This window comes from Streptomyces sp. NPDC001732, from assembly GCF_053596315.1.
Genome location: NZ_JBSFFY010000076.1, coordinates 1 through 26848, shown reverse-complemented (window position 1 = coordinate 26848; position 26848 = coordinate 1). Strand labels below are relative to the sequence as shown.

Below are 26848 nucleotides of genomic sequence, written 5' to 3'. Positions count from 1 at the left end.
GCTCACGCTCTTGCACAGCACGTAAACGATGCCCCGCAACGCGGCCCGGTCATCCACAGGCAACCGCCCGGGATACCGATGCCGCCGAAGCGGACGAGCAGGCAACAGCGGAGCCACACGCTCCCACAGGTCATCGGGCACAAGATCAGCAGACACCCAACAAATCCTGCTGACACGTCACCCAACTGCAAACACCCACAACGAACTTCATTCTGAAACGATCAGTCAGTAGAGGCTCGATTTCATGAAAGGATCGAGTCATGGCATGACCTTCCCGATACCCGCTTGAGCTCCGCTGTCGTGCGGTGCGCATGGTCGCCGAGGTACGCGACGACCACCCGAACGAGACGGCCGCTCTGCAGGCGGTGACCGAGAAGCTCGGCATCGGGTCTCGCGAGACGCTGCGGAACTGGGTGAAGCAGCACGAGATCGACGCGGGGACGACGACGGAGGAGTCCGCCCAGCTCAAGGCGTTGAAGAAGGAGAACGCCGAGCTGAAGCGGGCCGACGAGATCCTGAAGGCCGCGGCAAGTTTCTTCGCGGCCGAGCTCGACCGGCCACACACACGCTCGTAGCGTTCATCCACGAGCACCGCGACCGCTTCGGCGGCGTCGAGCCGATCTGCGGAACCCTCACCGGGCAAGACTGCAAGATCGGCCCTTCCACGTACTACGCCCACAAGAAACGCCTCGAAAATCCTTCCGCCCGTTCCGTGCGCGACGAGGAACTCAAGGAGCGGATCCAGGAGGTCTGCACGTCCAACTACCGTGTCCGCGGGGCCCGGAAGATCTGGCGCAAGCTGAACCGACAGGAGCAAACCGTGGCCCGTTGCACCGTCGAGCGCCTCATGCGCGAGCTCGGCATCACCGGCGCCGTCCGCGGCAGGATGGTGATCACGACGATCACCGATCCGGCCGCGGAGCGGGCTCCGGATCTCCTCGATCGTGACTTCGTCGCCTGCCCCCAACCGCTGCTGAGCCGCGGACTTCACGCATGTCTCCACCTGGAACGGGGTCGTCTACGTCACCTTCGTCGTGGACACCTTCTCCCGTCGCATCGCCGGCTGGTCCGCTGCTGCCACCAAAGGAGGCCAGGCTCGTCCTGGACGCCCCGGGGATGGCGCTGTGGCAGCACGACCGGGACGGATTTCCCTACAAACAGGGCGAGCCGGTGCATCACTCGGGCGCAGGATCGCAGCGCACATCCTTCGCGCCGGCCGAGCATCTCGACCGAGCAGGGATCGCGGCATCGGTCGGCCCGGTCGGCGACGCCTACGACAATGCCCTGATGGAATCGACGATCGGCCTGCTCAAGACTGAGCTGATCAAACCCGGCCGGCCCTGGAAGACACTCTCCCAGGCCGAGCTCGCCACCACCGAGTGGATCGACTGGTACTGCCACCGTCGACTCCACGGTGAGATAGGCCACGTCCCGCCCGTCGAGTACGAGGCCAATCACTACATGGAACCCACGAAACCCCAGGTCACAACCACAACCTGAGATCTCTGCCGAACCCGGGGCGGTTCAACTGCCCGATCCACGGTTCAGTACTCCGCGAATGCGCCGGCCCAGCTGGGGGACGGGGCCGGCGCAGTGTGCGTTACGGGCGCGGTATCTCGGTGGTGACCTGGTCGTACCGGACGAGACGGGGGGTGAAGGAATACGAGGGATGTCTCTCCCGAAGACGTGCCGTGGCATCGTCGAGATACGCCCACATGTCGGCGGGGTCTGCACCGACGCCGAACGTCGCGTCGTTCAGCACCTCCATGTCGGGACTCGCGATGTATGCCACGTACTTGAGGGTCTGACTGCCACTGGCCATGAGTGCCTCGGCCTCCTTCGAGGTGCTGTGTGGGGTGTGTTCGTCCTTGCCACCTGCGGTATCGGCGGCCTGCGCTGTTCCGGTTGTCGTGAGAAGTGTCGATGCGGCAACTGCGCCGGTGGCACCCAAGAGTGCTCGCCGGGAAATGTCTGGCACGGTCCTCCCCCTACTTTGATGGCCCTTCCTGCGAGGGCTCGCGGCTGACGTTACAGCCACGTCTTCGCCGTGGAAGGATCATTGCGGTGAATCGGACCCCGGTCCCGGAAGCTCCGCCAGCGGGGATAGAGGCGGCCACTGGGCGACTGCTTCCCTTGACCGTGGTGGGGCGCCTGGGCGGGTCGGCTGAGCAGCGAGAGGCGACGCACCCCAGGCCATGCGATCACCGCACCTCGTCGTCTGCGTCCTTCAGGGCCGGTGGCTCCTGCCAAGTCAGGGTGCCCAGTGGCCGCGGCAGGTTCCGGGCCCCGCCGGGCACGGCTCTCGTCACCGCGGACGCCTCGTCGCTGAAGAGGGCCACGGGGACGCCCGGCGTACGGCCGGGCACTGATACTGCCGGGCATGAGGACTTCATGGTGGTCATCTCGTCCCCCTGATTTGTCCCGGGCCGAGCCCAGCTGGAGGCCGACGCGCAGGTCGGCTGCGAGATGAGGCCCTGCTGAACATCACGCGGTTCGCCGGCTCGATGGAACCTCCTGGAGGTCGCTTGCACGCTTGAGCGCCGAGGCCAGCCGCCCCCGGCGCACCGCAGGCGGTTCCGCGCCCGACAGTGCGCCGGAGCATACGTAGACGCCTCGCCGGAACAATGCGAAGCGCGTCCCGGCTGTCAGTAGCTGTTGTCGTTCCGATCTTGAGGGGTGGGTGTCGAACGGAAGTCTCGTTCGGGTGATCGCGGCTGGCCGCGGGCATGAAGGCAGGGCCTCTTGGTAGCTCGGGGTTGCGAAGCCGACCGAGATCCAGGAGACCCTGTTGCCGCAGTTGTACGTGCTCGCGCCGGTAGAGTTCAACTCAGCTGCTCCGTCGTGTGATTGCGTCGCTCACCGGTTCGGGAATGCGGCCGATCACACCGAACGTGTTCGACGGTACCCCTCCGCGGAGTGGGTCGTGGTCCGGCCGCTGCTGCCGGTGCCGGGCTGAATGCGGGACCGGGGCGGGCAGCCGGAGGCGTACTGCCATCGGGCGGTGCTGGACGCGATCCGCTATCTCGTGGACAACGGGATCAAGCGGCGGGGGATACCGGCCGACTTCCCGCCGTGGGACCGGATTTACGCGCAATACCGGTGATTTAGGTGTTTTTCTGGTGCTTGCTGGTTGGTCTGGTGGGTGGGGCGAGTGTGATTGCCCTGGTGGGCGGGGTGGGTTGCGGTGGTGGGTGTGTTTGAGGTGTCAGTTGGCCATCTTGCGTTTGATGACACGGGGGTTGGAACGTTGTCTGCGGGGTGGCAGGAGTCGTTCCAGCAGCTCACGGATGGTGTGAGTCAGGGCTCGGCTGAGTCGTGAGGGGGGAAAGTGCCGCCTGCTCGGTGACGTGGCGGCGGGCGATGAGAAGGGTGCGGGTGAAGGACAGCCTGTCGGGGTCGAGGCCGGCTTGGTGAGTGGTGTGGTGCATCACGTCCCGGAGTGCATGGTGGACGAGAAGGAAGCCGTAGATTTCCTGCTCGACGCCATCGGGATACCGCGAGCGCAGGACGAGGCGGTGTCCGCCCCGGTGGGTCTTGATTTCGTCCAGGGTGTTCTCGATCTCCCACCGCTGGTGGTAGTAGAGGCCCGCAAGGTCGTCGGCGGGCGCTTGGTCCGGGTCGCAGACGGTCGTGATCAGCCGGTAGACCGTGCCGTCGTCGTCACGGCCGAGGGAGTACTCGATGACGCGGCCCCGGACCGGATCCCGGCGCCCGCGGTCGCCTGCCGCGACGATCTCGGACAGGTAGGAGCCGTCGTCGAAGGCTTCGAGGACCGGGAGCACGATGTTCTTGCGGACGCGCCACACCAGGTCCGCGCCCGTGCCCGAGGCGGCCCTCCACAGCTCGAAGCCGGTGATGCCGCGGTCGGCCATCAGCAGCATTCCCGGCCCGAGTCGGCCCAGCAGGCCGGGAACCAGCTGCTGTTCATGAACCGACAGCGGACCGGTCGCCGCGGCGAACACCGCGTGGGTCCCGCACTCCACCAGCGCGGCAACCCTCACCTGCGGGTAGGCACTGCGCTGCTGCCCCCTGCCCGAGCCGGGGCGGCCGAAGAAACCGCTGTTCGCCCCGGTGCCCGGCCCATCGAAGACCGTGCCGTCCACCGCGACCGGACGCCACCGCCGATACCAGGCACCAGCAGTGTCCGGGGCGGCCACCGGCCGGCACTCGCGCGAACAGCACCTTCAACGGATCCGGCCCCAACCGCCGACGGGCCCGGCCGATCGCCGCCCTCGTCGACACCCGCCACGGCCTCTCCCACCGCCGTATCCGCTCCAGCCCCTGTGGCAGAAGCCGGGCCACCTCCTCATAGGCCTGCCCGGAGAACAGACACATCGCGAGCACGAAATAGACCACCACCTGGGCCGACAACAGCCGCGACCGCCGCTCCAGAGACCCGCACCCAGCAACCACCTCATCCACCAGCTCAGGCGGAAACACCCGCGTCAGCACACCCAGAGCGATCCGGTCCGACAACCGCTCACCCGACAACTTCACCTGCCCAGGCCTTGGCACACCACATCCAACGACCAACACGGCTCAAAGTCACCGGTATTGGGTCTAAGCTCTACTTAGCGTCTTACTGTCCTGGGGAGGCAAGTGTGGCAGGTGGATTACGGTACGTGGCTCCCGTTGCTGCGGCATTACTGACCTTAGCGGGCTGCTCGACTTCAACGTCGCCCAGCAACGACAAATCGGGGACCGCCTCCAGGAGCGCTTCTCCCCGAACCGACGAACCGTCTGATACTGAGGTGTTGAAGACAAAACAGAGCATCTTGGAACCTCCCACCTGCAGGGAGGTCTCCCGGTTCGGCGATCGGGTCACGGCCGAGTACACCAGCACTCAGGTGGGCACCTATCCTGCGGAAGTGGGGTATCACGAGAAGACCGATGTCTTGGGTCAGGTCTCCCACACTTCTCATCGCGCATTGATGGACGGAAGCGAATCACACAGCACCAAGCAATTGGACGAACCGATCTTCGGCGCAACCATCAGCTACCGGATCGAGAGCTGTGAAAATCGTGTGGCCTCCCTTTATCTCGGGTCGGATGCCCTTTTCGTCCGTTCCGTCGATGTCCGGCCGACCACGGTCAAGGCATGTCGCGAGGCTCCCGGCCCGGTGATCACGGACTTCTCCATCCAGAAGCTGCTGGGCAAGAAGTTCTGCTTCCCCACCACGGAGGGAGCCTTCTACTTCGCCGTGGAAGCCCACGGCAAGCCCAACAGCCACGGCGCTCCCGCAATCGCATTCACCGGTGTCGAGTACGCCAACCCCTGACCGGAAAACTTGGCAGGCAAGTGGCGTGGCGAGGTAGCCCCGGACTCGCCGGCCCCCTCCCCCGCGTGTCGTTCAACCGGAGTCTGACTGTGACCGTGGTGGCAGTGGCCGACATCCTGATCCGCAGCATTCATACGTAGAACCCGCGAGGTGGACCGGGGCGACTTCGAGCATCAACTCGCCGATCGCGTGGGTACTGGCGGCGAGGTCGTCGATGACGGCACGCAGTGCTGCGCCAGTCGGGGCTGCCGACGGTTCGACGGGGTGGTGCGGATGTCGCGGACGGCCCGGCGGCACGGCACGCACCATGACCGGACCCGAGGGTCTGGAGGCTGCTGGGGGGCGTGGCGAGGAGGTGGGTGGATCAAAGCTCCGCGACGGTGTCCGTGCGATCGGAGAGGGCGAAGGTCGCCGCCCCGCTGAGGTCGCCGTGGCGGGTGGGCAAGCGTCCGTACGGCAACAGCGCGCTGTCCTCGGCGGCGTCGTGTCTGAAGGGCTTCTACCTGCGTCAGCCCGAGCCGGGCCTCAACACCGAGTTGGCCGAGACGCTCGACAAGAGGCGGACGCCGACCCGACAGGACCGGGACCGCGCCCTGCTGGGGCACATCACGAAAGACATGGCGGCGAACCCGCTGGCACCGGGAAGGATCCGCCGTCGGCATCCGAAGATGCTGCCGGACGACGCCCGCGGGCTGCTGCCCGCGGTGAACTCGGCCCGGGACCGGCTGGTCGTCGACTGGCTCAGCGACGGAGGCTTCCGCGTCGGAAAGCTGTGCGGGCTGCACCTGTGCGACCTCCACCTGCGGGAAGGGACCCACTGCGGCGAGTGCCGCGCTCCGCACGTCCACGTGTGTCATCGCGAGGGCCTGCCCAACGGCGCCAGGGCAAAGACGAAACGGCCCTGGGAACTGACGGACGGCACCATCCGGGGCGGGCTCATCAAGCGAGCTCCGCGCCGCCGTCTGCTTCCTCCAGGACCACCGTGTTGGGTCGCTGTTCGATCTGGCGTCGGCTGGCGGGCCCGTTCCCAGCCGCTTCGCCGGTCTCCTGCGCGAGATTTCCACCGAACTGCGGATCGTCCACTTCACCCCGGAGGAGACCAAGGAGGCCGGCTACATCGAGACCGAGCACTTCGGGGTTCGTTTCCACCGCTCCCGCAACGACTTCGATCTCACACAGGTCTCCCAGCGGTGGCTGCGTGATCTTCTCTGGGATCACCTTGCCGACTGGCTCCGGTCGCCCCAGGGGCCAGTGCGGAGAGGAGGCCTGCTCTTCCACGACCGGCGGGCCTGCACCGAACTCAGCGCCTTCCTGGAGGCGGTGGCACCAAGCGGCGGACACGATCCGACGCTCCTCACCGAGGAGCACATGCGCCGGTTCGTCGCCGACCACAACAAACGCGTGCGGGAGGGTCTGCCGTCCCTGGCCATTCGGGCTGGGAACGGGGAGCCGTCCATCGTGACGGTCAACACCCGCCGGTTCACCTTCAACCACGCCCGAGCGATCTTGAGGAACGCGCTGGACAGCGGCGAGGCCGAGCGGATCGGCCTGCCGCGGGCATTCATCACCGCGCTGCCCTACGGGAAGAAGCCAGTCGATGGCAGACGGAACCCGTTTCCCGACGAGGTAGCCCAACCTTCCAGCCGGTCGTCCGCGGCGATGCCTGCCCCTGGAAGCTGAACTGCGAAGGCTGCGACAAGTTCGTCGTGTCCGGGGCTGACCTTCTCTACCGGCTCCGGAAACGCGAGCAGTGGAGATCGCTCGCGGAGCGGGCCCCGGACGACACCACCGCCGACTACCTGCCCCAGGTCTTCGAGCCGACGTCCCAGGCCACCGACGGCCTGGAGAAGGCTCTCGCCGCACTGGGCCTGCTCGACCAGGCCCTCGCCATGGACCTGCGGCGCCCACAGGACTGCTTCCAGCGGCTCTGGAGCATCGCCCTCCGCGCCTCCGACCTCGCCGCCGTCCCGGACTGGTTCCACCGCTGCTTCGTGGACGGCTACGACTGGGTCATGTTCCCCAACGTCGTCGGCATGTCCCGGTACTCCGACGGCGTCCGGATGACGACCAAGCCCTACACGTCGGGCAGCGCCCACGTGAACCGCGTGAGCGACCTGTGCTCCTACTTCCCGGGCGACCGCACCGGCAAGCACGCGTGCCCGCACACCGCCGGCCCCTGGGCCTTCCTCGACCGGCACCGGGACCTGCCGGCCGGCACCCAGCGCGTCGCCCGGCCGGCGCGGCAGTCGGACCGGCTCACCGACCTCGCGGATGTACGCGAACAGAAACACACTCGGAGCGACGCACCACCATGGGCTCCCACCCGTTGCGCCGCTGAGGTGAGCTCGGTCTGCGTCGGCTGCCGGACGGGCAAGGAATCAGTGCATCCGTGACAGGACAGTCGGCGGAAAAAGTGCCGCGGGGATAACCAAGAGTGAGAAGGGGTTGTGCATGCCTGGACTGCCGCCGATGGTGGCCTCACCGGCCGAACTCGTCGACGACCCCCTCACCGCGATCGACGCAGCGGACGCCGTCGGCACAGTCCTCGAGCAGGTACTCGACGAACGACTGCGTCACGCCCGTACCGTCGACGCCGTCTTCGCCCGGGAGCTGGCCGACCGCCTCGCCACGCTGGCCGTGCAGGGAGGCAAACGCCTGCGCACCGCGTTCGCCCACTGCGGCTGGCGCGCCGCGGGTGGCTCGGGAGACGCCACAGCCGTCCTGCGCACGGGAGCCGCCCTCGAACTGCTCCAGGCATGCGCCCTCGTACACGACGACGTGATGGACGGGTCCGCACAGCGACGAGGCGCACCGGCCCTGCACGTACACTTTGCGCGCGTACACGGGGCGATGGGCATGCACGGCCGAGCGGAGTCTTTCGGCACGTCGGCCGCCGTGCTCGCCGGTGACCTTGCACTGGCATGGGCGGACGACCTGCTGACGGAGACGGCACTCGGCACGCCGCACGGCTCGCGCCTGCACGAGGAGTGGCGGGCGATGCGCACCGAGATGGTCGCCGGACAGTACCGCGATCTGCACGCCCAGGCCGCCCGGTCCTCCGGTGTCGACGAGGCGCTGACCATCGCCACCCTGAAGAGCGCCCTGTACACCGTCGCCCGACCTCTCACGCTGGGCGCTTCGCTGGCCGGCGCCGACGAACACGTACTGGACGCACTGCGGGCGGCCGGCCGATGCGCCGGGCTGGCCTTCCAGCTCCGTGACGACCTCCTCGGCGCCTTCGGCGACCCGGCGCTGACCGGCAAGCCGGCCGACGACGACCTGCGCTCCCGCAAGCTCACCTACCTCCTTGCCGTCGCCGTCCGGCTCGCCGACGCCGCCGGTGATCACCGGGCTGCCACGGCGCTGGCGCCGGACGCGGACCCGAAGTCCGAGAAGGCCGTACGCCAGGTGCGGTCCGCGCTTCGGCGCACCGGCGCCCGGGATCTGGTGAAGGCGAAGATCGAGGAGCTGACCGACATGAGCCTCGCGCACTTCGAGCGTGCCGGTGCACGCCCTGCCGTGCGGCACGAGTTCGCCGCGCTGGTCTCGCGCGCGACGGGTGTGGCCCAGCGCCGTGCCGATGAGGTCGCGTGAAGAGGGTGCCGGGGCCGACCGACCATGTCGTCGTGGTGGGTGCCGGGCTGTCCGGGCTGGCCTGTGCCCTGCACCTGCTGGGTGCAGGGCGCCGAGTCACCGTCGTCGAACGGGACGCCGGTCCCGGCGGCCGGGCCGGCCGGATGCGACTGGGCGGCTACGAGCTGGACACCGGCCCCACGGTGCTGACCATGCCGCACCTGGCCGACGAAGCGTTCGCCGCCGTCGGGGACAGCCTCCACCGCCGCGTCGGGCTGACGGCTCTGGAGCCGGCCTACCGGGCGTGCTTCGCGGACGGTTCCTCGCTCGACGTGCACACCGACGGCGAGGCGATGGAGGCGGAGGTACGGCGCTTCGCCGGACCGGCGCAGGCGGCCGGATACCGCGACCTGCGGCAGTGGCTGGAACGCCTGTACCGGGTCCAGATGCGCCATTTCATCGACACGAACTTCGACTCGCCCTTCCAACTGCTGCACCCGGATCTGGCCCGGCTGGTGGCGCTGGGAGGTTTCGGGCGGCTGGACGGTCGCATCGGCCGCTTCCTCTCCGACGAGCGCCTGCGCCGGGTCTTCTCCTTCCAGGCGTTGTACGCCGGAGTGGCCCCGGCCCGAGCACTCGCGGCCTACGCCGTGATCGCTTACATGGACACCGTGGCCGGCGTCTGGTTCCCCAAGGGCGGAATGCACGCACTCCCCCGCGCCATGGCCGACGCGGCGGCGGAAGCCGGTGCCGATCTGCGCTGGACTGCCGAAGTACGCACGCTGGAGCGCTCCGCGGACCGAGTACGGGTCGTCCACCTGGCCTCCGGCGAGCGCATCCCCTGCGACGCGGTGGTGCTCACGTGCGAACTGCCCGCCGCCTACGGGCTGCTGGGGCGGGCGCCCCGGCGGCCGGCACGGCTGCGTCACTCGCCGTCCGCCGTGATCCTGCACGCGGGAACCGACCGCACCTGGCCGCACCTCGCTCACCACACCATCTCCTTCGGCGCCGCGTGGCGGCGCACCTTCGACGAGCTGACCCGCACGGGCGAGCTGATGAGCGACCCCTCTCTGCTCATCACCCGCCCCACCGCACACGATCCCGCCCTGGCACCGCCGGGACGCCACCTCCACTACGTCCTCGCCCCCTGTCCGAACACAGCGGTCGGTCCCACAGCCGCCGCGTGGCGGGGCCTCGGCCCGCGCTACCGCGACCGCCTGGTGGGTGAACTGGAGCGCCGGGGTCTGGACGGGTTCGCGGACAGCATCCAGGAAGAGCTTCTGGTGACGCCGCTCGACTGGGCGAGGCAGGGCCACGCCGCCGGCAGCCCCTTCTCCGTCTCCCACACCTTCGCCCAGACCGGCCCGTTCCGCCCGCGCAACCTCGTACGGGGGCTGGACAACGTGGTGCTCGGCGGCTGCGGTACCACTCCGGGCGTCGGCGTACCGACCGTACTCATCAGCGGCAAACTCGCCGCCATGCGCGTCACCGGCGGCACCGGTACCCGGCCCGCACGGAGGGCGCCGTCCTCGACCGCGACCGACGCGTCCTCCGCTCCGGCCCCGGCAGGTGCTGATGACCCGTCGTGAACTGGACGCCGCCGGAATCACCGATCCCGCACTGCGCGCCGCCTACACCCGGTGCCGACGGCTCAACGCCCGCCACGGCAGGACCTACTTCCTGGCCACCCGCCTGCTGCCCCTCGAACGCCGCTCCGCCGTACACGCCCTGTACGGCTTCGCCCGCTGGGCGGACGACATCGTGGACGACCACGACCGCCATCGCGCGCCCGAGGAGCGCGACCGGCTGCTGCGACGCCTGGAGAGCGACCTGGCCGACGGGCTGCGCGCCGGAGCGGGCGACGAACCGGTGGTCCGGGCCGTCGCAGACACCGCCGACCGCTACGACATCGATCACGCCCTCTTCGCCGGCTTCCTGTCCTCGATGCGTGCCGACCTGACCGTCACCCACTACCCCACCTACGCCGACCTGCAGGGGTACGTGCACGGGTCGGCGGCGGTGATCGGCCTGCAGATGCTGCCCGTCCTCGGTACGGTCACGGCCCGGGAGGAGGCGGCACCACACGCGGCGGCGCTCGGTGTGGCGTTTCAGCTCACCAACTTCCTGCGCGACGTGGGTGAGGACCTCGACCGGGGCCGCGTCTACCTGCCCGGCGATCTGCTGGCCGCGCACGGTGTGGACCGGCCCCTGCTGGAGTGGAGCCGGCGCACCGGGCGGCGCGATCCTCGGATCCGCGCCGCTCTCGTCGCGGCGGAGGCCATGACGCGGGGCGTGTACCGGACGGCGGAGCCGGGCATCGCGATGCTCGATCCGCGGGTGCGTCCCTGTATCCGTGCCGCGTTCACCCTCTACGGTGGGATTCTCGACGCGATCGCCGAGCAGGACTACACCGTGCTGCATCGCCGTGCGGTGGTGCCGCGTCGGCGTCGGGCTGCCACGGCGGCGGCCGGTGCACTGCGCGTGGCCGGTGCCCGGTGGCTCACTCGCGCCGCGCACCGAGAGGCCCTGGCGGGTGGTCCGGCAGCCGAGTGGAAAGGGCCGGTGCGGTGAGTGGTCGAAGGGACGGCAAGCGCTGGTCGCCGCCGTTGCGGCGGCGGAGGTCCGGGCCGGACTGGGCGGCGCAGACACCGACTTGGCGCCAGGCGCGGCCGGCGCTCTTCGCCGACGCGCTCGAGCGGGCGTCCGCCCGTCCGTCCGGCAACTGGTTCGTGGTCGGTGCCTCCCGGAACGTGCGCGCGGACGATCGCCCGTGCGGCCGGACGGTCGGTGGTGTGGAGGTCGTGCTGTGGCGCTCGCAGGACGGCGAGCCCCGTGCCGGTTCGGGCGTCTGCCCGCACCTGGGCGCTCCTCTGCGGGACGGCCGGGTGGTGTGCGGCACGCTGGTCTGCCACTGGCACGGGCTCGCCCTGGACGGTTCTCCGTCCGCCGGCTGGCAGCCGTTTCCCGTGCACGACGACGGCGTACTCATCTGGGTGCGGCTGGACGCGATGGGTGGCGAGGAGCCCACCGAGCGGCCTGTCGTGCCCGCTCGACCGGCGAGGGGTCGTGGGGTGGACGCGGTGTTCACGGCGGTGGGACGGTGCGAACCGCAGGACGTGGTGGCCAACCGGCTCGATCCGTGGCACGGCTCGTGGTTCCACCCGTACTCGTTCGTCGACCTGTCGGTGGCGCGGGAGCCGCGGGGGGACGAGGACGACGCCTTCGTCGTCGATGTCTCCTTCCGGGTGGCCGGGCGGCTCGTGGTTCCGGTAAGGGCCGAATTCACGGCGCCGGAGCCGCGCACGGTCGTCATGCGCATCACCGACGGCGAGGGCGCCACGTCCGTGGTCGAGACACACGCGACGCCGCTGACCGGGCCCGGCCACAAGCGTCCGCGCACCGCCGTGGTCGAGGCGCTCGTCGCCGTGTCGGACCGCCCTGGCTTCGCCCTGGCGCGGGCCGCCGCCCCCGTACTGCGCCCGCTGATGCGCCGTACGGCCGGCCGCCTGTGGCGTGACGACCTGGCCTACGCCGAACGGCGCTGGGCGCTGCGCAGCACCGGACGGTTCCCCGGCTGACCGGTCAGCGAGGCGAGTGGCGCCCTGTGACAGCTCCGAGCGCCCGGAGCAGGGGGGAACGACCCGCCCGGGGTACCGTCCACAGGACCTGGCCGCGCACCCCCCGGTCGGCGAGCAGGGCGTTCGCGGCCAGGAAGCCCGTGGTGGCGGCCCGTTCCATGAGGGCGACGGGCAAGTCGCACCGGATTCCGTCGCCGGCCAGGGTCAGCCACGGATGAGGGGTGCGCACGGTGGGTCGCCGGCGGTGGGAGCCGGGCTCGAAGAGCGGGCAGTCCGAGCGCCACTCGTGCCGGGCGTCGACGATGCGCGCCTCGCGGGTCTCCGGGTACACCTGGTGCAGCCGGTCGACGAGCATGTCCTGCACCTCCTTCGGTTCGGCCGCCGGGTCCACGGCGTAGGCGTGCAGTTCCACGACCGAGCCCCCGGTCCGCGCGGCCCAGCGGGCGGCCTCGCCCTCGTACCGCTCCAGGACGCTGATGTTGTCGAGCCCGCCGTAGCCGCTGGTGCCGAGGAATCCGGGCCGGTCGGCGCGGACCGGCCGGTCGAGCCAGAGCCGGGAGACAAGGAACGGCGGTGCGGTGCGCAGGGCCGCGATGTCCTCGCACCAGTCGGACGTGCCCAGGCCGGGTGACGCGCCGACGATCCGGCGCAGGCTCCCGGGGTCGAGGGCGAGCACCACGGCTTGGTGGCGCCCGACGCCGGTGTCGGTGTGCACGTGTGCTCCACCGTCGCCGAGGGGGAGCACGCCGTGGACGGGGGTGCCGGTGCGGATGTCCACCCCGAGGCGCTGGAGGTAGTCGCCGAGCGGGTCCCAGAGCGCCCGGGGGAAGGGTTCGCCCGGTACGTCGAAGAGCAGTCCCTCGGCCGATCCGAGGAAGTAGATGTGGAACATCAGCAGCAGTTCGGCGGCGGACAGTTCGCACGGGTCGGCGAAGAAGCTGCGTGAGAACACCTCGAACGCCAGGTGGTGCGCGGCTTCCGGGAAACTCACGCCGTCCAGGAAGCCGGTTGCGGTGACCTCGTCGAAGCGTTCGTACACCTCGGGCACCCGCACGTCGAGCAGAGGCAGTGCCGCCCGGACATTCATGGCGGCGAGGTCCCGCCAGCCGAAGCTCGGGCTGAGGGCGACGAAGCCGAGCGCGCTGAAAGGCGGCGTTCTCGGAACTCGGGCGAAGCTGTCGGTCAGGCCGCCACTGTGCCGCAGGGGGTAGTCGGGCAGCGGCGTGAGCCGCGAAAGGGCAGGGTCGGTACGGCGGAGGAGCCCGCGCAGGTTGTAGTACTGGCGGAAGAAGGCGTGGAACCCGCGGGTCATGGTCACGGAGGAGCCGTCCGCCAGCCTGGTGGGCCAACCGGAGAGCCGGCCGCCCAGTGCGTCCTCTTTCTCGTACAGGGTCACACGGGCACCCCGCTCGGCCAGCAGGGTGGCCGCGGCGAGGCCGGCGATCCCGCCACCGATCACCGCGACGGACGGCTCGTCCCCGCGCTGGAACCGGCCCCTGCCGGGTGGCGGCGCCAGAACCTCGGCCTTGCGGTCACGGCCTCGTCGGGCGGCGGCGGTACGGCGGGCCGTCACCGGACTCGCTCCCTTGGCGTGGTCGGGCGTGCCGGGCTCGGGCCGTTGCGGGCGAGGAAGGTGTGCGCGATGCCCGTCTGCCATCCGGCGACCGGGGCGACGCGCACTCCGGTCAAGCCGGCTCGCGTCAGCCGGTCGGCGAAGGCGGGGGCGGTGTCGAAGGCGATGACGCTGTGCCAGAGGTGGCGGTACAGGTCCCGGTCGCCGGTGAGCGTGCCCGCCGGGATGACGAGGCCGTGGCACACCGCCGTCCACAACGCCCGGTGCAGCCGCCGGCCGCTCAGGGTGTACTCGTGGGCGCTGATACGTCCGCCCGGCCGCAGCAGGGCCCGGACGCTGCCCAGGACCGCGTCCGGGTCGGTGACGTTGCGGAACAAGTAGGCGGCGAAGACCGCGTCGAAGGGGCCCTCCCCGGCCGACGCGATCTCCTCGGCGGTCAGGTGCAGGAACCGCACGCGTGCGGGCCACGGCTTGGCCAGGGCGCGGCGCAGCATGCCCGCCGACGCGTCCACAGCCGTGATCCGGGCCCGGGGCGCGGCCCTGAACAGGGCCCGGGTGGAGGCGCCGGTACCGCAGCCGAGGTCGAGAACGTGCAGTCCGGCGCCGTCGTCGGGGAGCCGGAGCCGGCGGGCCGAGCGCAGGAGGTCGGTGTGGTAGCCGGGGTTGAGAGAGGTGAGGCTGTCGTAGGTGCGGGCGGCGTGGTCGAAGGCGCGGGCCAGGTCGTGCTCGCGCAGGAGGCTCATCGGTGGTTGTCTCCGGTTCTTGCGAAGGGCTGGGAGCGTCGGGGCACAAAGGGCAGTTCGGCGGCCGTACGAAGCATCGGCAGGACAGGGGTGCGCAGCCCGATGCCCCACTCCTCCCACAGGGAGGTGGCGCCGTCGAGGAAGCGCAACAGGCGCTCCGCCGGGATCCGGCGGAACAGGTCGGTGAAGAATCGCGGACCGTCGATGCGCCCGGTGTCCAGGGCACGCAGCAAGACCGCGTCCATGGCCGAGGCCCTCCGCCCGTGGGGGGCTGGGATGGTGGTGCGCCCGTCGCGCAGGGCGGCGGCGATGGCTCTGCTCTGTCGCTGCACCGCCGCGAAGGTGTAGCCGGTGGCCGCCCGAGTGGCGCCCCCTGCGGTTCCGACCCGGAAGTGGGCGGGACCGGCCCGTCGCGGAAAGCGGGCGTCGGTCATGGGAATGACCCCCTGCTCCGCCCGTTCCACGGTGAGCGCGCCGAGCCCGAGGACGTGCCGGCAGTAGTGGCCGAGAGCCGATTCGTACGCCTCGGTGGTCAGCGCGTTGCCGGAGAACTCGGTGTATTCCACGAGCGCCCGGTCCGGCGCCAGCGGCAGGACGTAGCCGAAGGCCAGTCCATGCGCCGGCTGAGGAACCCGGAAGTCCATCAGATCCGCGACCGAGGGGTCGAACCGGTCGGTGTCGGTACGTACGAACCAGCCGCGGAAGTGCTGCAGCAACTGCGTGCGCGCCGGCGGCAGGACAGGCAGCGGCCGCGAGTCGAACACCCGTCGGGCGCGCAGCGTCAGGGACCAGCCCCCGGGCAGCGTGCACCGGACCTCCGCGCCTCCGGGCACACCGCGCACCGATTCCACCGTCGCACGCAGGAGACGCCCGCCGTCCGAGCGAGCCAGGCGGCCGTGGACCAGCCGCTCGAAGTCGGCGGAGCGCACCATGCGGTAGGTGAACGGGGCAGGTCCGACAACGACCGGTCGGCGGTCGGCGCCGTGCAGACGCAGCACGGACCAGGACGCGCTGACCGCCTCTTCCAGGCCGTCGACGCCCGCGTCCCAGTAGCACCAGGTCCGTTCCGCGGGGCGGAGCGGACCGTCCGGCGGCTCGACCACGGTCACAGTGGCGGCGCCGTTCTCCGTCAGCCGGTGGGCGAGGCTGAGACCGGCCGCACCGCCACCGATGACGATCACGTCGGATTCCTCGGCGGGGCGGGGTGTCACCGGGCTCGCCGTTCGAGAACAGGGCTTTTGTCGGGGCCCGAGTGCAGCAGTTCGGCGCCGGTCTCCGGCGCGTCCGCGACGGCGCCGGCGACGTGCCGCGGGTCGCCGCCCTCAGGCAGGGGTGGGGCGGTGCCCGCCACGGGGCAAGTCGCGAAGCCTGTGTCGAGATGCCCCGGCCGGATCTCCAGTACCGCGCCACCGGCGCTCCGTGCTTCGCGGCGGACGGCATCCGGCCATGCGGCGAGCGCGGCTTTGGAGGCGCTGTGGTCGGCCATTCGGGGCTGCGGGCGCTCGGCCGACGCGCCGGTGACGGCGGCGATCGCCGAACCGTGTCGCAGGATGCCGAGCGCGGCGCGGGAGAACACGGCGGGCGCGAGGTGGTTGACCGCCATCAGGTGCTCCGCGGCCTTGTCACCGATCTCCTCGGCCGCACCGAAGGCCACCGACCCGAACGCGACGACGTCCAGCCCTTGGAGGGCTGCCGCCGCTTCGTGCACGGCCCGAGCGCATGACCCGGGATCGTAGGCGTCGAAGCCGGCTGTCGGGGCACCGGGATACGCCCGCTCGGTGTGGGCCAGGCTGCCGCAGTCGCGTCCTGCGAGGGCCACGCGGGCGCCCCGGTCGGCCGGTTCGGCGGTGATCGCACCGCCCAGCGCTCCCGTGGCACCGGCGCCCAGGAGACGGGCACCGCTCAGTTCCACGCTTCACCCCTCGATACGACCAACGGGTTCATCCGATCGTCATTGCTTCGCGTCCAGGGCTGGCCGCGGGTGCGGCCGGACGTCGTTCACACCCCGGCGTCACCTCCTTGTCCCCGGTCGGCGACCACCTCACGCGCGGCGCGCGCCCCCGAGGCCATGGCGCCCTGCACCGATCCGGTCGCCCGGTGGTCCCCGCACACGTACCTGCCCGGACGAAGGCGGGTGGTGCGGCTCAGCGGCCAGGGGGGAAGCATCGCGGGCAGCGCGCCCTCGACCGTGCGGGCGGCGACCTGCTGCCAGCCGCTCGTGTCGGTGCCGTACAGCTCGGCCAGACGGCACAGCACCGCCTGTGCCCTGCCGGGGAGGTCGGTTCCCAGTACGGAGGTGGAGACCAGCGCAGTGCCACGGGGCGCGTACGTGGGAGCGACTTCGCTGAGTACGCAGGTGTTCAGGATCGCTCCGGTGCTGTCCACCATCAGGGTCGGTTCGGCCATCGGTGTCCTGCCCATGGCGTGGTAGTAGGTGGTGACGGTGCGTGTGTCCGGTACGGTCAGGTCCGGCAGCAGGCGGGTGGCGGTCGCCGGGTCCGTCGCCACCACGACCGTCCGGGCCGGCACCTCGCTCCCGTCCTCCAGCAGTACTCCGGTGTCGGTGACCTCGGCGACGGGAGTGCCGAGCCGCAGTACGCCGTCGGGCAGCCCGTCGGCGAGTTGGGCCGGGACGGCGCCGATGCCCTGTGCCGGCAGGCACAGGGTCCCTCGGACCATGCTCCGCCAGACCAGGTGGAAGAAGCGTGCGGAGGTCTCCAGCCGGTCCTCCAGGAAGACGCCGGACAGGAACGGCCGCAGGATGTCGGCGACTGCGGCGTCCGACACTCCCGCCCGGGTCAGGGCCGCCGAGGTGGAGCCGTCTTCGCGCCGTCTGACGGCGGAAGCGGGCAGAACGGCGTCCCGCACGGTGAGAGCCGCCAGCGCGGCCAGGTCGCGCGACGAGACAACCCGTCCCGTCAGCAGAGCCCCCGCCGCACTGGGCTCCCTCGTCGGGTCAGCGAGGCGGACCGGCCCCTTCGACGTGTGCGCGACGACGCCCGCGGTGAACTGCCGCAGCCGCAGGCTCCTCAGATCCATGCGCCGCTTCACCTGCGGATACGAGGTGTTGAACACCTGGAAACCACGATCCAGCAGGAACCCGTCCTGCCGGTCCGTGCGCATGCGCCCGCCCACGCCTTCGGACGCCTCCAGCAGAATCACCCGCCATCCCGCACGGCACAGGTCCAGCGCGCACACCAGGCCGGACAGGCCCGCACCGACGACGACCACGTCCGGTGCCCGACGATGTTCCTCGCTCATGCTTCTCCTCGGTCGACGCCGTACCCGTGGCACCCGCACATCAGGGCCGTCCGCTCGGCCCCTCCCTCGGCCGGTACCCCTGAATCAGCGGGCACAGCCCCGTGCCGGAACGTGACGCGAAAGCAACGCTCGCCCGTGGACGAACGACGCGGCCGCGACCACTGGTCCAGCGGACCATGTTTCCCGGCCGCTGCCCAGGCGCCACGACCAAGTGCCGTCGGACGGCAACCCCTCACGAGGAGGCCGACGGCTCCAGAGCGGCGACCGCCTCGGCGAGTCCCGACGAACGCGCCGGGCCCGCCGCCTGCCCCGCCCAGCCAGGTCCCAGCGTCAGCACGACCGGCCTGCGACGGGCACCTGCACTCCCCACTCCATGGCTGCGACGTGCTGGGCCGCCGGCCGGCCGGCAGTGCCGCGACGAGCAACTCGACGGGCAGGGCACCGCCGAACATACGCACCGGAACGCCGCGCTCCGTCAGTGCCGCAGCCAGCACTTCCAACGGCAGGGTGTGGTTATCTCCCAGGACGCAGGCAAGCACCGTGGTGGCGGCGACCGTGTGGGGTGGGGCGCGCCGGAGACGTGCCAGGACAGGAAGCGCTCGGCCTCGACGTACTTATCGCCGACGTCTCCCACTTGCGGCCGACCGCCTGGAGCGTCGGCACGATCACCTCGGTCCAAGCGGCGACCAGTCCGTGCTCGATGATCGTGGTGAGCAGCGTCTTCATCGTCCACGAATCCGAAGGCGCTCTTCTCACCCTGTCTGGCACCGGACGAAGGGAGGGGCGCCCCGGCTTCGACAGCACGGTCTCTTCGCCCCGGAAGGCCCAGTGTCAACAACAACCAGCAGAGGCTCCCGCGGCCCTCCATCGCACCGTCAAGCGCGGAACCATAGTCCCTGTGTCATACCAGCCAGAAAGGCGAAGGCGAGGAAGAAGGCGGCCACAAGCACCACAGCGACAAGAATCACGATCAGCGGGCCCCGGGCCCATCCTCACGGGAGTTCATGGCGCGGTCCCGCTTCCGAGGTACTGCTTTCGCCGGGAGGGACGCCGCCGGGTTCCAGGCCCGGCGTGTCGCGCGGGTCAGGATCAGGATTTCCTGCATTGAGGTGTTTTCATCCTGACGCGGCCGCGAGCTGAAGGGCGAGGACAGCCTTGACGATCGCGGTGATGCGGGTGGTGCTGCAGCGCAGCTTGCGCAGGAGACGCCGGCTCTTGAGCGTGGCCATGGCTTGCTCACCGGCGCAGCGGATTTTGGCGTGGGTGGTGTTGTGGCGTCGTTGCCACCGCTTGAGGCGGCGCCCTTTGAGCGGGCCCCGGACGTTCCGTGCCGCGCCCTGATACGCCTTGTCGGCCCAGCATTTGAGGTCCGCCCCGGGGAGGGCGTCGATGATGCCGTGCTCGCGTGCCGCCGTCAGGTCGTGCGTCGCGCCGGGCAGCGCGGGCGAGGCCCACAGCAGCCGGCCGAACGGATCGGTCAACACCTGGACGTTCATGCCGTGATGCCGCTTCTTGCCGGAGTAGCAGGGTCGGTCGGCGGCGATCCGGTCGATCGGCAGCACGGTGCCGTCGAGGATGACGTACGCCTTCGTGCGGGCCGTCGCTGTCGCTTCGTCGAGTGCCGGTGCGAGCACGGCCAGGACGTCGATCGTCTCGCGGACGGAGCGGTAGACGGCAGCGAGCCCGATGCCGAACCCGGCCGCGAGCTGGGCGCAGGTGTCACCGCACCGCAGGTGCGCCAGGGCGAGCAGGGCCTGACGGCTCGCGGTCAGCCGCCTCCACCGCGTGCCGATCTCCCGCCTGCGGGAGGCGAGTTGCCCGGCCAGATACCGCAGGGTGCGGGTGGACAGATCGATCGAATGGGGCCTCCCCTGCTCGAGCGAAGCCGAGAGGTTGGGGAAGGATAGACAAGCGAGCGAAGCTCCTGGTGGGACATGGTGGATCTTGGTCGAGACACCGTCTACCGGGAGCTTCTCCATATTGCAGGACCGGCCGACTACCGGACCTCACCGACAGGTTGGAAGAGCCTCATTGGAGCCTGGCCCATATCCACGCCAGTGGCCGCCGGCTGCCTCGGCGGTCACCCGGCCCTGGGCTGTTCGGGTATCCCCATCCCGCCGGTCCGCGAGGTCACTTCGGTGCCTTCGCCCCCGCCTGGGCCATCGCGGGACTCGCCGCCGGAACGGACCGCCGACCCGGCTGATCGGCCTCGCCGACAAGGCACGCACACCGGTGTGAGGTCGCGGCCGTGCGGCTGTTCGCCTCGCAGGGACACACCGCCCGCCGGGCGTCACAGCGCGAGCGCGACCGCTCCCACGGCGACCGCCGCCACTCCGAGGAAGAGGGCCACGATGCTGACGGCGATCTCGGATTTCCGGGACCGGTGTTCGGCCGCGAGGTCCGGGGTGAAGACGGCCGGGTCGTCGGGCGTGTAGTGGATGGTGACCTCGCGGCCGTACGAACCGACCGGGTCCGGCAGATCCGAGGTGCGGTAGGCGGTGACGGCGGTGCCCTCGTGGGTGGTGAAGGCGACGACCGGCGTATGGCTGGTGCTGGTGTGGCCGTCCTCGTCGGTGCTGACGTCCTTGAGCACGGCGATGACCCGGCCCGGAACGGGGTCCACGGTGGTCAGCGCCTCGATTCGGCGGCCCGCCTGGCGTGCGATCCCGGGCACGTAGCACGTGCCCAAGACGGTCCAGGGCCCGCCGAACCCGAGCAGGGCCCACGGCCAGCCCCACTCGATAGCGGCGACGACCACCAGCCCGGCGTAGACCAGGAAGACCGCGAAGTTCGGCCAGCCGAGTCCGTGCCGGCCTGCCCAGAGGTCGCTGGTGAACTTGACGGCGTGAGGTCTCCCGCGCGGATAGAGGACGCCGATCTCCCGGCCCGTCCAGGCTGTGCTGATCCTCTCGCCGCACTCACCGTCGTTCGTCATGGTGAATTCCTGCCCGGTGGACGGATCTTGGAAGGAGACCACCACGGCTATCCCGTCCATCCCGGAGCTTCCGTGCCTGGGCTGCTGGACCCGCTCGATCCGTCCCATGACCCGGACCGTCCGCTGGGCCCGGGTCACCCCGGCCAGCGACCGCGCGTACCCGATCAGCGCCAGTACCGCGAACACTCCGCACCACAGCGCCAGAAAATCGAGCCAGTCCACGTGTCTTTCTCCTGTTGCTTCAAGTACGCACCTGCCCAAGGCAGTTCAGTCGCTTCGCAGCCTGCGGTCCAGATGCCGGCGGGCAGCCGGTCGCCTGAGAACCGGCCCGGCCCCCGTGGTCAGCGTGCCGGGGTGCGTCGCACCACCTTGCCCTGCCCGTCCGCCTCCAATGAGGCCGCGCCGTCGGATCCGGTCACGCCGACCCTGATCGTGAGGGATCCGGTGAGGCCCTCGGCGGTAATCTGCCAGGTCTGCGGGGAGTGGACGCCGAGGGTGGTTCGGGCCGTCCGGACCAGGGCGGGGAAGCGTTCGTAGGGCAGGGAACGCAGGTCGAACCCCGAGGCATGGGTGCCGGCGGAAGCGAACACGACCGACAGCACGCGTTCCTGTACGACCACGGTAAGCGTCTGATGTTCCTCCTTGCCCTTGCCCTTGCCCTTGCCCTTGGCGAGCGAGTCGACGGCCCGGCGCAGTTCGCTCTTGTCGAGGAACGACTGGTCCGGGCCGAGCGTGACCGTGGCGGACCCGGACGACACGACCGTGGTCGACGACGTGGAGGAGACGGAGGACCCGACGGAGGAGGGCGACCGCGCGGTGGTGTCCTGGTCGAACAGGTCGGCGCGGAACGGCAGGACCACGCAGGCCGCGCCGAGCAGCAGGCCGAGGAGGGCGACGAAGACGACGGCACACCCCTTGGGGGGCTCGCTCACCCGGGCCGGCCCGGGCGCCGAGTCGATGCGCGCCCCGGCCGCCCGGTCCTCCCATTCCGGCGTCGGCCGCTTCACGATCCTCACTCGCCACGGCCTGTCCGGGGGGTACTGCACCACTACGATGCCGCGCGGCCGGTAATCGGGCAGGTCGGCGAGGTTGATGTCCTGCGTGATCTCGATGCGGTGCGCCGGCGCGTCGGCCGGTGCGACGGTGAGGTCGAACCGTACTGCCACGTCACTCGTCGGCTCACCCCCGACGGCGTTCAGGCTCTCGATCATCGCGAGCGCCGTGCGGGGTGCGACGGCCGCCTCCCGCGCGCGCCGCGGCACACCGGCGAGGAAGAAGAGCAGGCCGTAGGCTGCGGGCAGGCCCACACCCGTGACACACAGCGGCACGTTCTCGAGGACGCAGCCGACGACGAAAGCCGCGAGCGACGTCCCGATCACGCCACCCGTCAGGAAGCCCAGGACGACGGCGCCGCGGGTGGTGCCCGTGGGCGGCGCGCTCGTGGGGGGCGTGCCCGTGGTGATCGTCACATGGGTGATTGTGTCGGACTCAGGTGACGGCCGGTAGGTCTTCAGGTGTCTGACTTCGGGTGTGCCAGGAACGAGTTCCTGTGTCCCGGGCGTGGCCGGCGCCCCGGCCGGAGGCCTTCACCCTGCACGTCTACGACGGGGACAGCATCTGCGGCACCCGCAGATGCACGGCCTGCCGCCATGCCGCGCTGACGTTCCGGTACGGGAGACGGGCGCCTGCTTCGCGCCGTGTCCTGTTGACGTCGGCCTGCTCCTGTCCCCTGCTCCACCTCGTCCAGGCCTTCCAGGAAGCCGCGCTCTCCAGCAGTGCCGGGCCCCTGGGTGTGCTGAACTTCAGCGGCTCCGGCGCGGGCACACTCGACCCCGCTCACCCACCTGCTCTTCAGTTCTTCTGCACTTGGTCGAAGGAGAGATCGACCAGGGTTTCCCGGCCGAAGAAATGGACCAGAGCCCTGACCCTTCTCGAGTGGGGACTGACCTCGTCGACGATCGCCTGGAAGGTGGCGAAGGGGCCACCGCCGATGGTCACCGAGTCGCCTACCTCGATATCGACCTTGGTGGAGCCCACCGCCGCGATGTTCGCGGCCTTGGTGGAGCCCACCGCCGCGAACATCGAAGTGAGTGCCCCGGCCAATCGGGACAACCACTCCTTCGCGCTCCCCTGCACCCAGGGGTACTCGGCCTGAAACTTTTCCCATGCCACTGACCATTGGTGCACCTGGTCCGGGTGGAAGTCTTTCACGTCGGTGTAGCCGTAACCGCCGGACAGGACGTCTTCGAGGAGGTCTGTGGACAGGCTGGTACGGCGGTCCTCGGCCAGGAGGACGGCGTCGTAGAGGTCCTTGCCCCGGGCGCCGCCGTCCTCCTCGGACTCGACTTGCAACCAGAGGATCTTCCAGGAGAGCGAGAGTTCCCGGCTGGCCGTCAGAACGATGACGGGCGGCCGGCCGGAGCCGACCGGCAACACTGCCGGCTCCGGCGGGTCGGAGAACATCTCGTCGGTGGCGAAGTCCACGCGTATCCGGCCCGACGGCAACCCGGATGCCCGCCAGGGCACTTCCAGCCGCACCCCCGGCCCGTGGTAGAACCATCCTCCGTCGCTCGACTCCGCGTACGCCTGATCGGCGTCGAGCATCACGCCGCCCGGTGCCTCGGGCCGTTGCCTGATCTGGTCAAGCAGGTCCATGTACGGCGATTCGGCGTCCTCGTCCGCCGTGGCGGCCTCCAGCAGCCGGTCCAGGTCCGCCGACGGATACCTCACATCCCAGGTCCCATGAATGCCGTGCGCATCGTCTGCGGGCTCCATCGCGTCCGCCACGGCGGGCCAGGTGCGGGTCAGATCGATGAGGTTTCCGTACGGCCAGCCCCCGTTGAGCATGTCGCGAACGACCACCCAGTCGAGGTCCGCCGGCTCCCGGGCCCGCTCACCGGCCCATGCCTGCAGTGGCAGGCTGCCCCGCAGCACCAGACTGTCGCACCACCAGGATCCGGCGATCAGAGCGAGCACATGATCGATCGCCGCCCGGCGCGCGGTCCGCCAGCGCACGGCCTGTGCCAGGTCCGCGAACTCCGGCTCCCCGGCCCGCGATCGGCGGTCGACCTCCCTCGGAGGAGGTTCCCAGCCCTTGACCACCCTCTCCGGAGCCGGGGGAACCGAACGGTTCCGATCGCCCCTCGTCATGCGGCACCGCTCCCATCCGCAACTGTCGGGCCTTCGTCCATGACGAGGTTGTCGTCGTGCACCACGAACTTCTCCTCCTCGACCTCCGCCGCCGCGAACCCCCGTCGGCGAGGGATGTCAACAGGGTGTCCGGTTACGCGCGAGCAGCAGGACGACCGACAAGTCGCCAGCGCTGCGTGACAAAGCGCTCGTGGCGGCTCCCGCTGAGTGGACAGCGGGCATTGCGGGAGCCTTGCGCCCCGTGCGGCTCGCACAGCGGAGCATCGGTTGGACCGGCGTCCCCGTTGGCGGAACGGGGGTGAATGGGGAGCCGGTCTCTTTCGGCGGCCTGCATCCGACACCCCCTCATCCGCAGTCGTGGGTTCAGCCCTCAGGCCACCGCTCCGCAGGTCATCAGACATGGTCGGCACAGTAGACGGCCCCACTGACAATGCCCCCGGCTTTCCTCGCCGCCGGGAAATCCCTTCGTGCCCGCCTCGCCCACGCGGGCTTCGGCACGCCTGGACGGATGTCCACGGCCCGGCCGGCAAACGAAGGCGTACTCAAGCGATCAACGCATCACCACCGGTCAGGAGCCGCTGGTCGCTGTCGGCTACGGCGAGGGGTGGCGGAGCTGGGACCCGCCCGACCCCCGATTGGTTCTCGGAACCCGTTCTTGCTCAAAAGTGGGACGGACCCCCTTCTGAGACCTGGGTCTGCTTCATCGGCCGTTCTTTGTCCTCGGCGGTGTCCTGACGGCGCTGATCGTCGGCGGACCGGGACTTGCGTCGCCACTGAGGTTTTCGGGTTGTCGTCGGGTGGTGACGGTTGATGATCCCTGCGGTATGCCGGTGAGGTGAGATATCCGGAAGGCGGGGGCCTGACGGCTGGGCGTCGGGCGTTTCGTGAGGGGAGCCGGCTTCAGGCTGGGCAGCGGTTCGCGGCGGGCGAGAAGACTGCGGTGATCGCGAAGGACCTGCGGGTGAGCGTGCGGTCGGTGGAACGCCGGCGCCGTGCCCGGCGCGAGGGCGGCATGGAAAGCTTGCGTTCCGCGGGTCCGACGAACTCCCCGACCGTCACCGACGCCCGGTTCGCCGTGCTTGAGGAGGAACTCGGCAAGGGCCCTGCGACGCACGGCTTCGACGACGAACGCTGGACCCCGGCCCGGGTCCAGACAGCGATCCGGCGCCGGCTGCGGGTGAGCCTGTCGGTGGCGACGGTGTGGCGGCTGCTCAAAAGGCACGGCTGGGCCTGGCAGGCGCCCGCCCGCAGAGCACTCGAACGCGACGAGCACGCCGTCGGGCTCTGGAAGAAGGAGGTGTGGCCCCAGGTAAAAGCCTCGCGGCGGCATGCGGGGCCTGGATCGTCTTCGAGGACGAAGCCGGCTTCTCGATGACACCGCCCCGGGCCCGCACCTGGGGCCGGCGTGGGCACACCCCCGTCATCCGTGTGCGTGGCCGGTCCCGCCGCCGGACCTCCGTCGCCGCGCTGTGCTGCTACAAAGCTGGTGAGAAGAGCCGGCTCATACACCGGCCCCGCACCCATCTCCTCCTCAAGGGTGCACGTAAGAGCTTCTCCTGGAAGGACTACCGCGACCTGCTGGTACGGGCCCACATCCAGCTCGGCGGCCCGATCGTGGTGGTCTGGGACAGCCTCAACACCCACCTGGCCGCGTCAACCGGATCAAGATGCTCAAGCGCCGGATGTTCGGCCGTGCCGGCTTCGCTCTCCTGAGGAAGAGGGTTCTTCTGGCCAACTGACCACAGCCACCCATAGGGTGAGGAGGACGAGAGAAGAGCACGATGGATCCCCGCATACCCCGCTTGCGTCGCAAGCTGGCCGCGATCCCTTTCCAACCGCTGCGCAGCCATTCCTTCGGGGAAGAGCAACACGAGTTCTTCCTCGGCCCGAAGCCGGCGGAAGCACGAGTCGCTGCGTTTGAGGCCGAACACGACATCGTCCTGCCCGACGCCTATCGGCAGTTCCTCACGCACATCGGCGGCTCAGGCGCGGCACCGTTCTACGGCCTTCTGCCGCTGGAGCGATGTTCTCTGCTGGTCATGAATCCGCGCGGCGAACCGGGGACACCTCGTGGCTTCGAGGCCACAGCACCCGGGGCAAGCGAACGCGACCTCTTCCTCCACGTCATCGAGATGGGCTGCACCGACGTATGCGTCATCGCGGTGACCGGTCCCCTCACCGGCCGCGTCCTCATTGGTAACAGCGACGGCTATTGGGGCCCCAACGTCTCCTCCGCCACCGACTTCCTCGACTGGTACGAACGCTGGCTCAACCACATGAGCGCCGGACGCGACAACCGGGCCCTGGAGCTCACCTCACCTCGACTTCATGCCCATCCAAACCGCCATCGCATGGCTCCGAAGATCTAACTCTCCGTAACAGCTGCACGGAGTATGGGCCAGAACCCGACTCCGGGAGACGCCCCGGGCCGCCGCGCGGCAATCGGCAATGGCACGGCCACGACCGACCACCTGCGCCCGTAGCAGCGCTTTTGTCCTCAGCCCACCGCAGACCCCAGACACTCGTGTCATGGCCCCCGCTTCCCGGGCGTGAGCGCCGCCTCCTGAGGTCGTGAACATCCGGGCAGTACCGCCAGTCGCACTGCTGCCCGAACTGCTGTCGAAACGCTGCTCCTTGCCGTGTACCAAGCCAGCCCGGTCCGTCCACCATGACCGGCTTCGAGACCGTCGCCGACATCCAGATCGACGCCATGATGAAGACCCACGCACTCACGGCGCAGGCGTTCGTCGTCTCCG

At 70.1% G+C, this 26848-nt stretch carries 21 protein-coding genes and 6 pseudogenes; 11 read left to right on the top strand and 16 right to left on the bottom strand.

From position 1 onward, the window contains the following. Positions 1-156, bottom strand: a pseudogene (locus ACWCXX_RS36060) (IS5/IS1182 family transposase); the annotation flags it as partial. 155 nt (positions 157-311) lie between these two features. Here ACWCXX_RS36060 and ACWCXX_RS36055 point away from each other — a divergent pair. Next, positions 312-1500: pseudogene (locus ACWCXX_RS36055) on the top strand (IS3 family transposase). Positions 1501-1600: 100 nt separating this feature from the next. Here the strand turns inward: ACWCXX_RS36055 and ACWCXX_RS36050 are convergent. Both ACWCXX_RS36050 and ACWCXX_RS36045 read right to left on the bottom strand, forming a co-directional pair. Beyond that, positions 1601-1822: a hypothetical protein gene (locus ACWCXX_RS36050; protein ID WP_451134784.1), complete on the bottom strand. Its 222-nt coding sequence runs from the start codon at positions 1820-1822 to the stop codon at positions 1601-1603. A gap of 379 nt (positions 1823-2201) precedes the next feature. Continuing rightward, positions 2202-2402, bottom strand: coding sequence for a hypothetical protein (locus ACWCXX_RS36045; RefSeq protein ID WP_451134782.1), 201 nt, complete (start codon positions 2400-2402; stop codon positions 2202-2204). A gap of 554 nt (positions 2403-2956) precedes the next feature. Between ACWCXX_RS36045 and ACWCXX_RS36040 the strand changes: the two genes are divergently transcribed. Further along, complete coding sequence (locus ACWCXX_RS36040) at positions 2957-3103, top strand: transposase (RefSeq protein WP_451134780.1); 147 nt, start codon at positions 2957-2959, stop codon at positions 3101-3103. 178 nt (positions 3104-3281) lie between these two features. On the opposite strand, the pseudogene ACWCXX_RS36035 reads toward ACWCXX_RS36040, so the two are convergent. Further along, positions 3282-4515 (bottom strand): annotated as a pseudogene (locus tag ACWCXX_RS36035) (IS4 family transposase). 239 nt (positions 4516-4754) lie between these two features. Between ACWCXX_RS36035 and ACWCXX_RS36030 the strand changes: the two are divergent. Continuing rightward, on the top strand, positions 4755-5279 hold the full coding sequence (locus ACWCXX_RS36030; RefSeq protein ID WP_451134778.1) for a hypothetical protein: 525 nt from the start codon (positions 4755-4757) through the stop codon (positions 5277-5279). A gap of 939 nt (positions 5280-6218) precedes the next feature. Here ACWCXX_RS36030 and ACWCXX_RS36025 read toward each other — a convergent pair. Further along, on the bottom strand, positions 6219-6620 hold the full coding sequence (locus tag ACWCXX_RS36025) for a hypothetical protein (protein WP_451134777.1): 402 nt from the start codon (positions 6618-6620) through the stop codon (positions 6219-6221). 27 nt (positions 6621-6647) lie between these two features. Here ACWCXX_RS36025 and ACWCXX_RS36020 point away from each other — a divergent pair, with 27 nt between their 5' ends. The 6 genes and pseudogenes from ACWCXX_RS36020 (at position 6648) to ACWCXX_RS35995 (ending at position 12430) form a co-directional block, all read left to right on the top strand. Further along, positions 6648-6959: a hypothetical protein gene (locus tag ACWCXX_RS36020; protein WP_451134774.1), complete on the top strand. Its 312-nt coding sequence runs from the start codon at positions 6648-6650 to the stop codon at positions 6957-6959. A gap of 263 nt (positions 6960-7222) precedes the next feature. Next, positions 7223-7591, top strand: a pseudogene (locus tag ACWCXX_RS36015) (cryptochrome/photolyase family protein); the annotation flags it as partial. 139 nt (positions 7592-7730) lie between these two features. Beyond that, the gene (locus ACWCXX_RS36010) at positions 7731-8873 is read left to right on the top strand and encodes a polyprenyl synthetase family protein (RefSeq protein ID WP_451134772.1); all 1143 of its coding nucleotides are present in this window, start codon (positions 7731-7733) and stop codon (positions 8871-8873) included. Beyond that, positions 8870-10441 (top strand): phytoene desaturase family protein, encoded by a 1572-nt coding sequence (gene crtI / locus ACWCXX_RS36005; RefSeq protein ID WP_451134770.1) that lies wholly within the window; start codon positions 8870-8872, stop codon positions 10439-10441. The genes ACWCXX_RS36010 and crtI overlap by 4 nt, the downstream gene beginning before the upstream one ends. After that, the gene (locus ACWCXX_RS36000) at positions 10428-11423 is read left to right on the top strand and encodes a phytoene/squalene synthase family protein (protein ID WP_451134768.1); all 996 of its coding nucleotides are present in this window, start codon (positions 10428-10430) and stop codon (positions 11421-11423) included. Before crtI ends, ACWCXX_RS36000 begins: the two co-directional genes overlap by 14 nt. After that, positions 11420-12430 carry a DUF5914 domain-containing protein gene (locus ACWCXX_RS35995; protein WP_451134766.1) on the top strand — a complete coding sequence of 337 codons (1011 nt, stop codon included), beginning with the start codon at positions 11420-11422 and terminating at the stop codon, positions 12428-12430. The genes ACWCXX_RS36000 and ACWCXX_RS35995 overlap by 4 nt, the downstream gene beginning before the upstream one ends. A 4-nt stretch (positions 12431-12434) precedes the next feature. On the opposite strand, the gene ACWCXX_RS35990 is transcribed toward ACWCXX_RS35995, so the two are convergent. The 11 genes and pseudogenes from ACWCXX_RS35990 to ACWCXX_RS35940 all read right to left on the bottom strand — a co-directional run bounded on the left by ACWCXX_RS35990 (position 12435) and on the right by ACWCXX_RS35940 (position 24092). Next, a complete protein-coding gene (locus tag ACWCXX_RS35990; protein WP_451134764.1) occupies positions 12435-14003 on the bottom strand; it encodes an FAD-dependent oxidoreductase in 1569 nt (522 codons plus the stop codon). After that, positions 14000-14746: a methyltransferase domain-containing protein gene (locus ACWCXX_RS35985; protein ID WP_451134762.1), complete on the bottom strand. Its 747-nt coding sequence runs from the start codon at positions 14744-14746 to the stop codon at positions 14000-14002. The genes ACWCXX_RS35990 and ACWCXX_RS35985 overlap by 4 nt, the downstream gene beginning before the upstream one ends. Next, the gene (locus ACWCXX_RS35980; RefSeq protein ID WP_451134761.1) at positions 14743-15957 is read right to left on the bottom strand and encodes a lycopene cyclase family protein; all 1215 of its coding nucleotides are present in this window, start codon (positions 15955-15957) and stop codon (positions 14743-14745) included. Before ACWCXX_RS35980 ends, ACWCXX_RS35985 begins: the two co-directional genes overlap by 4 nt. Then, positions 15954-16658: an SDR family NAD(P)-dependent oxidoreductase gene (locus ACWCXX_RS35975; protein WP_451134759.1), complete on the bottom strand. Its 705-nt coding sequence runs from the start codon at positions 16656-16658 to the stop codon at positions 15954-15956. Before ACWCXX_RS35975 ends, ACWCXX_RS35980 begins: the two co-directional genes overlap by 4 nt. A gap of 86 nt (positions 16659-16744) precedes the next feature. Then, positions 16745-18007 (bottom strand): NAD(P)/FAD-dependent oxidoreductase, encoded by a 1263-nt coding sequence (locus ACWCXX_RS35970; RefSeq protein WP_451134757.1) that lies wholly within the window; start codon positions 18005-18007, stop codon positions 16745-16747. Between the two features lie 875 nt (positions 18008-18882). Beyond that, positions 18883-19104: pseudogene (locus ACWCXX_RS35965) on the bottom strand (DUF6480 family protein); the annotation flags it as partial. Positions 19105-19122: 18 nt separating this feature from the next. Beyond that, positions 19123-19986: a transposase family protein gene (locus tag ACWCXX_RS35960; RefSeq protein WP_451134755.1), complete on the bottom strand. Its 864-nt coding sequence runs from the start codon at positions 19984-19986 to the stop codon at positions 19123-19125. Positions 19987-20297: 311 nt separating this feature from the next. Continuing rightward, on the bottom strand, positions 20298-21164 hold the full coding sequence (locus ACWCXX_RS35955) for a DUF3592 domain-containing protein (protein WP_451134754.1): 867 nt from the start codon (positions 21162-21164) through the stop codon (positions 20298-20300). A gap of 119 nt (positions 21165-21283) precedes the next feature. Then, positions 21284-22411, bottom strand: coding sequence for a hypothetical protein (locus ACWCXX_RS35950; RefSeq protein ID WP_451134752.1), 1128 nt, complete (start codon positions 22409-22411; stop codon positions 21284-21286). A 130-nt stretch (positions 22412-22541) separates the two neighbouring features. After that, positions 22542-22766 (bottom strand): hypothetical protein, encoded by a 225-nt coding sequence (locus tag ACWCXX_RS35945; RefSeq protein ID WP_451134750.1) that lies wholly within the window; start codon positions 22764-22766, stop codon positions 22542-22544. Between the two features lie 27 nt (positions 22767-22793). Further along, positions 22794-24092 (bottom strand): nucleotidyl transferase AbiEii/AbiGii toxin family protein, encoded by a 1299-nt coding sequence (locus tag ACWCXX_RS35940; protein WP_451134748.1) that lies wholly within the window; start codon positions 24090-24092, stop codon positions 22794-22796. A gap of 835 nt (positions 24093-24927) precedes the next feature. Between ACWCXX_RS35940 and ACWCXX_RS35935 the strand changes: the two are divergent. Next, positions 24928-25745, top strand: a pseudogene (locus tag ACWCXX_RS35935) (IS630 family transposase); the annotation flags it as partial. Between the two features lie 128 nt (positions 25746-25873). Further along, a complete protein-coding gene (locus tag ACWCXX_RS35930) occupies positions 25874-26461 on the top strand; it encodes an SMI1/KNR4 family protein (RefSeq protein ID WP_451134746.1) in 588 nt (195 codons plus the stop codon). The last annotated feature ends 387 nt before the right edge of the window (positions 26462-26848 follow it).

Bases quoted from the DNA above. Each gene is read 5' to 3' on its own strand.
- ACWCXX_RS35940 (WP_451134748.1), bottom strand. From the start codon at position 24,092: ATGACGAGGGGCGATCGGAACCGTTCGGTTCCCCCGGCTCCGGAGAGG.
- ACWCXX_RS36010 (WP_451134772.1), top strand. From the start codon at position 7,731: ATGCCTGGACTGCCGCCGATGGTGGCCTCACCGGCCGAACTCGTCGAC.
- ACWCXX_RS35960 (WP_451134755.1), bottom strand. From the start codon at position 19,986: ATGGAGAAGCTCCCGGTAGACGGTGTCTCGACCAAGATCCACCATGTC.
- ACWCXX_RS36040 (WP_451134780.1), top strand. From the start codon at position 2,957: ATGCGGGACCGGGGCGGGCAGCCGGAGGCGTACTGCCATCGGGCGGTG.
- ACWCXX_RS35970 (WP_451134757.1), bottom strand. From the start codon at position 18,007: ATGAGCGAGGAACATCGTCGGGCACCGGACGTGGTCGTCGTCGGTGCG.
- ACWCXX_RS36045 (WP_451134782.1), bottom strand. From the start codon at position 2,402: ATGACCACCATGAAGTCCTCATGCCCGGCAGTATCAGTGCCCGGCCGT.
- ACWCXX_RS36020 (WP_451134774.1), top strand. From the start codon at position 6,648: ATGCGCCGGTTCGTCGCCGACCACAACAAACGCGTGCGGGAGGGTCTG.
- ACWCXX_RS35930 (WP_451134746.1), top strand. From the start codon at position 25,874: ATGGATCCCCGCATACCCCGCTTGCGTCGCAAGCTGGCCGCGATCCCT.
- ACWCXX_RS36050 (WP_451134784.1), bottom strand. From the start codon at position 1,822: ATGGCCAGTGGCAGTCAGACCCTCAAGTACGTGGCATACATCGCGAGT.
- ACWCXX_RS36000 (WP_451134768.1), top strand. From the start codon at position 10,428: ATGACCCGTCGTGAACTGGACGCCGCCGGAATCACCGATCCCGCACTG.
- ACWCXX_RS35985 (WP_451134762.1), bottom strand. From the start codon at position 14,746: ATGAGCCTCCTGCGCGAGCACGACCTGGCCCGCGCCTTCGACCACGCC.